The following is a 9,570-nucleotide window of genomic DNA, read 5'->3' on the forward strand; positions in this document are numbered from 1 at the left end:
GTCGGCGTCGGCGTCGAGTCGGGTGAGCCTGCCGACGCGCAGGCGAACGCCAGCGAGCGGACCCCCGATGAGACGGCCGGCGCCTCCGACTCGGGCCTCGAGGCATCCCCGGTGCCCCTCGTCGACCCGGCATGGACGGCCCAGGTCTCGGCGGCGACGGGCATCCCCGAGCGGGCGCTCGAGGCCTATGCCCTCGCGCACGTGACCATCGCGGCCGAAGACCCCGAGTGCGGGCTCGACTGGACGACCATCGCGGCCATCGGCTCGATCGAGTCGGGTCACGGCAGCCACGGCCGCAGCGTGCTCGACGAGTACGGCTACTCCGAGCCGGCGATCGTCGGCCGAGCGCTCGACGGCGACGGCGTGGCGAAGATCGCCGACACCGACGGCGGCCTCTTCGACGGCGACGACCAGTGGGACCGGGCGGTCGGGCCCATGCAGTTCATCCCCTCGACGTGGGAGAAGTGGGGCAGCGACGCGAACGGCGACGACGTCGCCGACCCGAACCAGATCGACGACGCGGCGCTGACCACCGCGCGCTACCTGTGCGCCTCCGGGTCGATGACCAGCCCCGAGGGCTGGCGCGCGGGCGTCTACTCCTACAACCACGACAACGACTACGTCGACAAGGTCGCGAAGGTCGCCAACGGGTACGCCGAGTCGGCCTGGTAGCGGGGGGTCGGCGTCGCCGTTGACGCCCTGTTGCGGCATCCGTCACCGTGTCGGAGCGATGGTGCACACTGGTGCGGTGCAGCAGGAGCGAACCGGATCGAACGGCGACGCCGAGCGGATGCCGCGTGCGACACGCAGCGGCGAATCCGCCCGGGTGACGACCTTCGAGTTGTTCTTCGACCTCGTCTACGTCTTCGCGTTCACGCAGGTCAGCGGGCTCATGGCCGAGACGCACAGCGCGATCGGAGTGCTGCAGGCGCTCGTCGTGCTCGGCCTGCTGTGGTGGATGTGGTGCTCGTACAGCTGGCTCGGCAACCAGGCGCCGGCCGACCGCGGCGTCGTGCAGGCCGGCATGACGCTCGCGATGATCGCGGTGTTCGTCGTCGCCCTCGCGGTGCCCGAGGCCTACGACGACCTGCCGGGCGGATGGGACGCGCCGCTCGTCGTGGCGCTCGCCTACCTGTTCGTGCGCATCGTGCACACGGCGCTCTACGTGATCGTCGCCGGCGATGACCGCGCGCTGCGCCGCCAGGTGCTCGGCACGCAGCTCGTGGCGATGCTGCCGTCGGCGACCGCGCTCATCGTCGGCGCCCTGATCGGCGGTTCCGCGCAGACGTGGATCTGGCTCGCCGCCTTCGTCTGGGACGTGCTCTTCACCTACGTGAGCTCGCGCGGCGGTGGCGGCTGGCGCCTGCATTCGCCCGTGCACTGGGCCGAGCGCTACGGCCTCATCGTGATCCTCGCCCTCGGCGAGTCGATCGTCGCCATCGGGGTGGGCGTCGCGCAGGAGCCCATCAGCGGGCCCATCGTGCTCGGCGTGGCGATCTCGGTGACCATCTCGGTGCTGCTGTGGCGCGCCTACTTCACGCGCATCGCGCCGGCGGGCGAGCACGGGCTGCAGCGCCGCACGGGCGCCGCGCGCGTCGTCTTCGCGCGCGACGAGTACACCTACCTGCACTTCGCCATCGTCGGCGGCATCATCCTCGCCGCGCTCGGCGTGGAGGAGGCGATGGCGCACGTCTCCGACGCAGAGCCGTTCGGCTCGTTCGGGGCATCCGCCCTCGGTACCGGTGTCGCCGTCTACGCCGCGGCGACTGCCGTGTTCGGCCGCATCGCCGACCTGCCGTGGCCGTTCGTTCGCCTCGGCGCGGCGGTGGCGCTCGCCGCGGTGATCCCGCTGCTCGCGCTCGTCGCAGCGATGTGGGCGCTCGTCATCGTGGCGGCGCTGCTCGCCGCGATGCTGCTGCTCGAGGGGGCGCTGCAGCGGTCGACGGATGCCGCGTCCGCTGCCTGATCGAGCCCGAGCCCGAGCCTCCCCGGCCTAGCACGCCGGCACGCGCGACGCAGCCCCACCGCGAGGTTGGGCTGCGTCGCGTCGCTCCGACGTACGATGGCAGGACCACACCCGATCGCCAGACGGGAGGGGCCATGGTCCAGGTTCGCGTACTCGGTGTCGCGCTGGATGCCGCGCGGCAGCACATCGTGCTGCTGAAGCCGCTGCTCGAGGAGCCGGGGGAGGGGCGGGTCCTGCCCATCTGGATCGGCGCGCAGGAGGCCACCTCGATCCTCATCGCCGTGCAGGGCGAGCAGGCGCCGCGGCCGTTGTCGCACGACCTGATCACGACGCTCTTCGGCACGGTGGGCGCCCGTATCGACCGGGTCGACGTGACCCGCATCGACGACGGCACCTTCTACGCCGAGCTGAGCCTGACCACGCCGACCGGACCGCAGGTGCTCGACTCCCGCCCCTCCGACGCCATCGCGCTCGCCGTGCGCGTGCAGGCGCCGATCTGGGTCGCCGACGAGGTGCTGGACGAGGCCGGCATCCCCGCGGAGATGGTGGACTTCGACCACGACGAGGAGGAGGAGAAGCTCGACGAGTTCAAGCGGTTCCTCGACGAGGTCGACCCCGAGGACTTCCAGGGATAGCGTGAGGGTCGTGTCCGCGCCGGCGATCGACGCACGAACCGCTCACGCCCAGGGCGTCGAGCGCCTGGTCGAGAGCTATCGGGCCGTGCCCGAGGCATCCGCGGTGCGTCTCGCGAAGCCCACGTCGAACCTCTTCCGGTCGCGGTCGGCGACGGATGCCCCGGGCCTCGACACGTCGGGACTGACGCACGTCATCGCGGTCGACCCCGAGGCCCGCACGGCCGACGTGGCCGGAATGTGCACGTACGAGGACCTCGTCGCGGCCACGCTTCCCCACGGACTCGCACCGCTCGTCGTGCCGCAGCTGAAGACGATCACGCTCGGCGGCGCGGTCACGGGCCTCGGCATCGAGTCGACGTCGTTCCGCAACGGGCTGCCGCACGAGTCGGTGCTCGAGATGGACATCCTGACCGGCGCCGGCGAGGTGGTCACGGCCTCGCCCGACGAGCACGCCGACCTCTTCCGCGCCTTCCCGAACTCCTACGGCACGCTGGGGTACGCGGTGCGCCTGCGCATCGAGCTCGAGCCCGTGCTGCCCTTCGTCGCGCTCACGCACGTGCGGTTCCACGACCTGGGCGAGCTCGTCGCCGCGATCGACCGCATCGTCGCGACCGGCCGGCACGACGGGGAACGCGTCGACTTCCTCGACGGCGTCGTGTTCAGCGCCGAGGAGGCGTACCTGTGCCTCGGCGCCAAGACCGCGGCATCCGGCCCCGTCAGCGACTACACCGGCCAGCGGATCTTCTACCGCTCGATCCGGCACGACGAGGGCGTCACGCACGACCGCCTCACCGTGCACGACTACCTGTGGCGGTGGGACACCGACTGGTTCTGGTGCTCGGCCGCGTTCGGCGCGCAGCATCCGCTCGTCCGCCGGTTCTGGCCGCGCCGCTACCGTCGCAGCCGGTCGTACGCGAAGCTCATGCGACTGGAGCGGCGCTTCGACCTCGGCGACCGCCTCGAGCGGCTCAAGCGGCGGCCACCGCGCGAGCGCGTCATCCAGGACGTCGAGATCCCGATCGAACGCACCGCCGAGTTCGTCCACTGGTTCCTCGCGAACGTGCCGATCGAGCCGGTCTGGCTCTGCCCGCTCCGCCTGCGTGACGACGCCGCGTGGCCCGTCTACCCGATCGAGCCCGCCCGCACCTACGTGAACGTCGGCTTCTGGTCGACCGTGCCCGTCGGCGCGACCGAGGGCGAGACCAACCGGCTGATCGAGGCCGAGGTCGGCCGGCTCGACGGTCACAAGTCGCTGTACTCCGACGCGTTCTACGGGCGCGACGAGTTCGACGCGCTCTACGGCGGCGACGAGTACCGGGCCGCCAAGGCGCGATACGACCCCGATTCACGGCTCCTCGACCTCTATGCGAAGGCGGTGCAACGACGATGACCACGATCAAGGGCCAGCGGCCCGACACGACCGGAGGGCCTGAGAAGGCAGGCGGGGCGGATGCCGCCGGCCACCCCGATACCGCGCACAAGCTGACCCTCGCCGAGATCCTCGAGATCTTCGCCGGGGGCCGCCTGCCGCTGCACTTCACCGCCTACGACGGCAGCTCGGCTGGTCCGGCCGACGCGCCGTTCGGGATCGAGCTGAAGACGCCGCGCGGCACGACCTACCTCGCCACCGCTCGGGGCGACCTGGGACTGGCTCGGGCCTACATCGCCGGCGACCTCGAGATCCACGGGGTGCACCCCGGCGATCCCTACGAGCTGCTCAAGGCCCTCGCCGACGAGCTCGTGTTCCGGATGCCGTCGCCGCGCGTCATGGCGCAGGTCTTCCGCTCGGTCGGGGTGGAGCACCTGCGCCCGATCGCGCCGCCGCCCCAGGAGGTGCCGCCGCGCTGGCGCCGCGTCGCCGAAGGGCTCCGGCACAGCAAGTCGCGCGACGCGGAGGCGATCCACCACCACTACGACGTCTCGAACACGTTCTACGAGTGGGTGCTCGGGCCGACGATGACCTACACGTGCGCCTGCTACCCGAACGCCGATGCGACGCTCGACGAGGCGCAGGAGAACAAGTACCGCCTCGTCTTCGAGAAGCTGCGGCTGAAGCCCGGCGACCGGTTGCTCGACGTCGGCTGCGGCTGGGGCGGCATGGTGCGCTACGCCGCGCGCCGCGGCGTGCGTGCCCTGGGCGTGACGCTCTCGGAGGAGCAGACCTCGTGGGCGCAGCGCGCCATCGCCGAGGAGGGCCTGGCCGACCTCGCCGAGGTGCGCTTCGGCGACTACCGCGACCTCCCAGAGGGCGGTTTCGACGCCGTCTCGTCGATCGGGCTGCTCGAGCACATCGGCGTGCGGAACTACGCGTCGTACTTCCGCTTCCTGCAGTCGCGGCTGCGTCCCGGCGGCCTGCTGCTCAACCACTGCATCACCCGCCCCGACAACACCTCCCGCCCGTCGACGCGCGGATTCATCGACCGCTACGTCTTCCCCGACGGGGAGCTCACCGGCTCGGGCCGCATCATCACCGAGGCGCAGGACGTCGGGTTCGAGGTGCTGCACGAGGAGAACCTGCGCCCCCACTATGCGCTGACCCTGCGCGACTGGTGCGCGAACCTCGTCGCCCACTGGGACGAGGCGGTCGCCGAGGTGGGCCTGCCGACCGCGAAGGTGTGGGGGCTCTACATGGCCGGGTCTCGGCTCGCGTTCGAGTCGGGCGGCATCCAGTTGCACCAGGTGCTCGCCGTGCGGCCCGACGAGCGCGGCGGCGGCGACGACGACCTGCCGTTGCGGCCGTGGTGGACGCCCTGACAACCGGTCACCGGGAGAATGGCTGACATGGATGCCGCGCTGCCAGCCCTGACCGAGATGCCGTCGCCGCAGTTCGTGATGGCGGGCGACGGCCGCCGCATCGCCACCTACTCGTGGGGCGACGAGGATGCACCGACGGTGCTCTGCGTGCACGGGTTCGCGTCGAGCTGCCGCGACAACTGGGTCAGCACGGGGTGGGTACGCGACCTGCTGCGCGCGGGGTTCCGCGTGCTCGGCGTCGACCAGCGCGGCCACGGCGCGAGCGACAAGCCGCACGAGGCATCCGACTACAGCATGGATGCGTTCGTCGACGACCTCGTGATCGTGCTCGACACCTACCTGCTCGACACCGTGCGGTATGCGGGGTACTCGCTCGGCGCCCGGGTCGGCTGGCAGCTCGCGGTGAACGTGCCCGAGCACGTCGAGCGCGCGGTGCTCGGCGGCATCCCCGACGGGCGCCCGCTCGCGCGCCTGCAGATCGAGCAGGCGCGGGCCTACGCGGAGCACGGCACCCCCGTCGAAGACCGGGTGACGCAGAACTACGTGACGCTCGCCGAGCGCGTGCCGCACAACGACCTGCGCGCGCTCATCGCGCTCGCCGAGGGCATGCGGCTCGGCGACGCCGATCCCGACCCGGCCCACCCGCCGATGCAGCAGATCCTCTTCGCGACAGGCAGCGAGGACGCGATCCTCGAGCGGTCGAAGCGGCTGGCGGATGCCACGCCGAACGGCACGTTCGTCGAGCTGCCCGGCCGCCATCACTTCAATGCGCCGGGGTCACGGGTGTTCCGGCAGGCCGCCGTGGAGTTCCTGGCCGGCTGAGCTCTGCCCGGTTCGGCCGGCTCGGCTCGGCCCGGCTCGGCTCGGCTCACGAAGTTTCCTCGGCAGCCGTGTCGCATCGGGGCCCTCCCGTTCGTAGCAGGGGTGAGCGGTCGCCAGAAGAGGCGGCCCAGAGAGGGACCGATCATGAAGCTCATCACCAACACCCAGATCACCGTCGACGGCGTCATGCAGGCGAACGGCGGGAACAACCCCGAGCTGGACCCGGGATTCGACCGCGGCGGCTGGGCGATCCCGGTCGGCGATGAGGAGTCGGTCGGCTACATCGCCGACTTCTACCAGCGCGCCGACGCGTTCCTGTTCGGACGGCGCACCTTCGAGCTCTTCGCCGGGTACTGGGGCGTCCGGGACGCGAGCGAGAACCCGTTCTCCGGCGCGCTGAACACGCGCCCGAAGTACGTCGCCTCGAACACGATCACCGACCCGGGCTGGGCGGACTCGACCGTGCTCTCGGGAGACCTCGAGGCCGCCATCCGGGAGCTGAAGGCCCAGCCGGGAGGCGAGTTGCAGGTGCACGGCAGCGGCCAGCTCATCCGGTGGCTGCTCGAGCACGAGCTCGTCGACGAGATGACGCTGATCGTGTGCCCGGTCATCGTGGGCGCCGGCACGCGCCTGTTCCCCGAGTCGGGCAGGGACTTCGCTCTCGAGCTCCTCGAATCGCGCACGTTCCCGACGGGCATCACGGTGCAGACGTACCGACCCGCCGGGCGCCCGCAGTACGCGTAGCGCGCGGCATCCGTCGCACAATGGCAGCTGAACCGCACTCGGAGGTGTGAGATGCAGTACCTGGTTTCCGTGATCGACCACCGGACCAACTCGGGCACGCCCGAGGAGGCGATCGCGATCGACGCGTTCAACGACCGGCTTCGCGCGGGCGGCCACTGGGTGTTCGCGGCCGGCCTCGCCGACCCGAGCACGGCGACGGTCATCGACGGCCGAGGCGACGAACCCGTCTTCACCGACGGACCGTTCATCGAGTCGAAGGAGCACATGGCGGGCCTCTGGATCATCGAGGCGCCCGATCTCGACGTCGCGCTCTCGCTCATGGCCGACGGGTCCAAGGCGTGCAATCGGCGGCTCGAGGTGCGGCCGCTCCTGGGCCCGGAGGACTGATCGACGCCCGAACGGCGATCACCCGGGCGCACCACGAGGAGTGGGCCCGGGTGGTGGCCTCGCTCGCCAAGCGCTTCGGCGACCTCGACCTCGCCGAGGAGTCGGCGGCCGAGGCGTTCGCGACCGCCGTCGAGCGGTGGCCGGCCGACGGCGTGCCGCCCAACCCCGGCGCGTGGCTCACCACGACCGCCAATCGCAAGGCGATCGACCGGATCCGGCGCGAGCACAAGCGCGTCGACAAGCACCGGGAGGCACTGATGCTGACCGACCACGACCCGCCGGCACCGGTCGGCGTCATCGACGACGACCGGCTGCGGCTCATCTTCACCTGCTGCCACCCCGCCCTGGCGATGGAGGCACGGGTCGCGCTGACCCTCCGCCTGGTCGGCGGCCTCACCGTGCCGCAGATCGCCGAGGGCTTCCTCGTGCAGGAGCGCACCATGGCCCAGCGCATCACCCGTGCCAAGGGCAAGATCGCCGCCGCCGGCATCCCGTACCGGGTGCCGTCCGCACGGGACCTCCCTGACCGAATCACCGGCGTGCTCGCCGTGCTGTTCCTCGTCTTCAACGAGGGGTACCTCGCGACGGGCCCCGACACCGACCCGGTGCGTGCCGACCTGACGGCTGAGGCGATCCGGCTGACCCGCCTGATCCGCGAACTGCTCCCCGGCGACGGCGAGGTCACCGGACTGCTGGCCCTGATGCTGCTCACCGAGGCGCGCCGCCCGGCGCGGGTCTCGGCGACGGGCGAGCTCGTACCGCTCGCGGAGCAGGACCGCCGGCTGTGGGATGCCGCGCTCATCGAGGAGGGTCACCGCCTGGTGCGCGAGCGCCTGGACTCGGGCGCGGCGCCCGGTCGCTACCAGCTGCTGGCGGCCATCAACGCGGTGCACACCGATGCGTGGGACGCCCGCGACACCGACTGGTCGCAGGTCGTCGCCCTGTACGACCAGCTGCAGCGAGTGGATGCCTCGCCGATCGTCGCCCTCAACCGGGCGATCGCGGTCGGCGAGGTCGAGGGGCCGGATGCCGCGTTGACGGCCGTCGACCGCCTCCGTGACCCGCTCGACGGGTACCACGCGTTCCACGCCACGCGTGCGGAGCTGCTGCGCAGGCTCGGGCGTCGTGAGGAGGCCCGCACCGGCTACGAGCGGGCCATCGAGCTCGCCGGCAACACCGCGGAGCGCGCCCACCTGACACGCCGGCGGGATGGACTGGGGTCCTCGGGTCGAGAATGAGGGTGACCCAGCACTTCTCGAGGACTTCGCGCCAGGAGGAACCATGGACTTCAACCGCGTCGGCACGACCGGCATCACCGTGTCGGACCTCTGCGTCGGCACGAGCCCGCTGGGCGGCATGCCGCAGACCTACGGGTACGGCGTCGAGGAGGATCGCGCGATCGCCACGGTCCAGGCCGTCTTCGAGACCCCGATCAACTTCCTCGACACGTCGAACGAGTACGGCAAGGGGGAGAGCGAGCGTCGCATCGGCACCGCGATCGAGCGGGCAGGCGGACTGCCCGACGGGTTCGTGCTGGCCACCAAGGCGGACCCCGACGGCCGGGACTTCTCGGCCACGCGTGTGCGCCGGTCGTTCGAGGAGAGCTGCGAGCGGCTCGGCGTGGAGCGATTCGACCTGTTCCACCTGCACGACCCCGAGCGGTTCGCGTTCGAGGAGATCACCGCCCCCGGCGGGGCGCTCGAGGGCATGCGACAGCTCAAGGAGGAGGGGCTGGTCACCGCGATCGGCGTCGCCGGCGGTGACCTCGAGGCGATGGAGCAGTACGTCGACCTCGGCGTGTTCGACGTGCTGCTCAACCACAACCGGTTCACGCTGCTCGACCAGTCGGCGAGCCCGCTGATCACGAAGGTCGTCGAGCTGGGCATGACCTACCTCAACGCCGCCCCCTATGCGAGCGGCCTGCTCGCCAAGCCGCTCGAGCAGAAGCCCCGGTACCAGTACCGCGAGCCCGACGCCGAGACGGTCGCGCGCACCCAGCGACTGCGGGCCCTCTGCGACGGCTACGGCGTCGACCTCGCCGCGGTCGCCCTGCAGTTCTCCACGCGCGACCCCAGGGTCACGTCGACGCTCGTCGGGGTCTCGCATCCCGACCGGGTGCACGAGCTCGTCGCCAACCGGGAGGCCGTGATTCCCGACGAACTGTGGGCGGAAGTGGCCGAGGTCGCCACGCACGACTGAGCAGCGCGGTCAGCGCACCCGCAGGCCGCCGCGCCAGCCCCGGCCGAGTGGCACCCGCCGCTC

At 71.5% G+C, this 9,570-nt stretch carries 10 protein-coding genes; all 10 read left to right on the forward strand.

From position 1 onward, the window contains the following. Positions 1-672: lytic transglycosylase domain-containing protein (locus GH736_RS11185; protein ID WP_159603221.1), on the forward strand; the 672-nt coding region annotated here is incomplete at its 5' end. A 76-nt stretch (positions 673-748) separates the two neighbouring features. Next, positions 749-1,966 carry a low temperature requirement protein A gene (locus tag GH736_RS11190; protein WP_159603223.1) on the forward strand — a complete coding sequence of 406 codons (1,218 nt, stop codon included), beginning with the start codon at positions 749-751 and terminating at the stop codon, positions 1,964-1,966. Between the two features lie 134 nt (positions 1,967-2,100). Further along, positions 2,101-2,601 carry a bifunctional nuclease family protein gene (locus tag GH736_RS11195; protein ID WP_159603225.1) on the forward strand — a complete coding sequence of 167 codons (501 nt, stop codon included), beginning with the start codon at positions 2,101-2,103 and terminating at the stop codon, positions 2,599-2,601. 10 nt (positions 2,602-2,611) lie between these two features. Further along, positions 2,612-3,991, forward strand: coding sequence for an FAD-binding oxidoreductase (locus GH736_RS11200; protein ID WP_159603227.1), 1,380 nt, complete (start codon positions 2,612-2,614; stop codon positions 3,989-3,991). Next, positions 3,988-5,355: a class I SAM-dependent methyltransferase gene (locus GH736_RS11205; RefSeq protein ID WP_159603229.1), complete on the forward strand. Its 1,368-nt coding sequence runs from the start codon at positions 3,988-3,990 to the stop codon at positions 5,353-5,355. Before GH736_RS11200 ends, GH736_RS11205 begins: the two co-directional genes overlap by 4 nt. Positions 5,356-5,382: 27 nt before the next feature. Then, positions 5,383-6,177, forward strand: a complete 795-nt coding sequence (locus tag GH736_RS11210; protein ID WP_159603231.1) for an alpha/beta fold hydrolase — start codon at positions 5,383-5,385, stop codon at positions 6,175-6,177. A 144-nt stretch (positions 6,178-6,321) separates the two neighbouring features. Continuing rightward, a complete protein-coding gene (locus GH736_RS11215) occupies positions 6,322-6,921 on the forward strand; it encodes a dihydrofolate reductase family protein (RefSeq protein ID WP_159603233.1) in 600 nt (199 codons plus the stop codon). A gap of 51 nt (positions 6,922-6,972) precedes the next feature. Continuing rightward, positions 6,973-7,308, forward strand: a complete 336-nt coding sequence (locus GH736_RS11220) for a YciI family protein (RefSeq protein WP_159603235.1) — start codon at positions 6,973-6,975, stop codon at positions 7,306-7,308. Beyond that, positions 7,305-8,546, forward strand: coding sequence for an RNA polymerase sigma factor (locus GH736_RS11225; RefSeq protein WP_159603239.1), 1,242 nt, complete (start codon positions 7,305-7,307; stop codon positions 8,544-8,546). The genes GH736_RS11220 and GH736_RS11225 overlap by 4 nt, the downstream gene beginning before the upstream one ends. Positions 8,547-8,589: 43 nt before the next feature. Then, positions 8,590-9,507: an aldo/keto reductase gene (locus GH736_RS11230; RefSeq protein WP_159603237.1), complete on the forward strand. Its 918-nt coding sequence runs from the start codon at positions 8,590-8,592 to the stop codon at positions 9,505-9,507. Positions 9,508-9,570: the final 63 nt, after the last annotated feature.

Origin of the sequence: Agromyces humi (assembly GCF_009720255.1) — a bacterium.
Lineage (GTDB): Bacteria > Actinomycetota > Actinomycetes > Actinomycetales > Microbacteriaceae > Agromyces > Agromyces humi.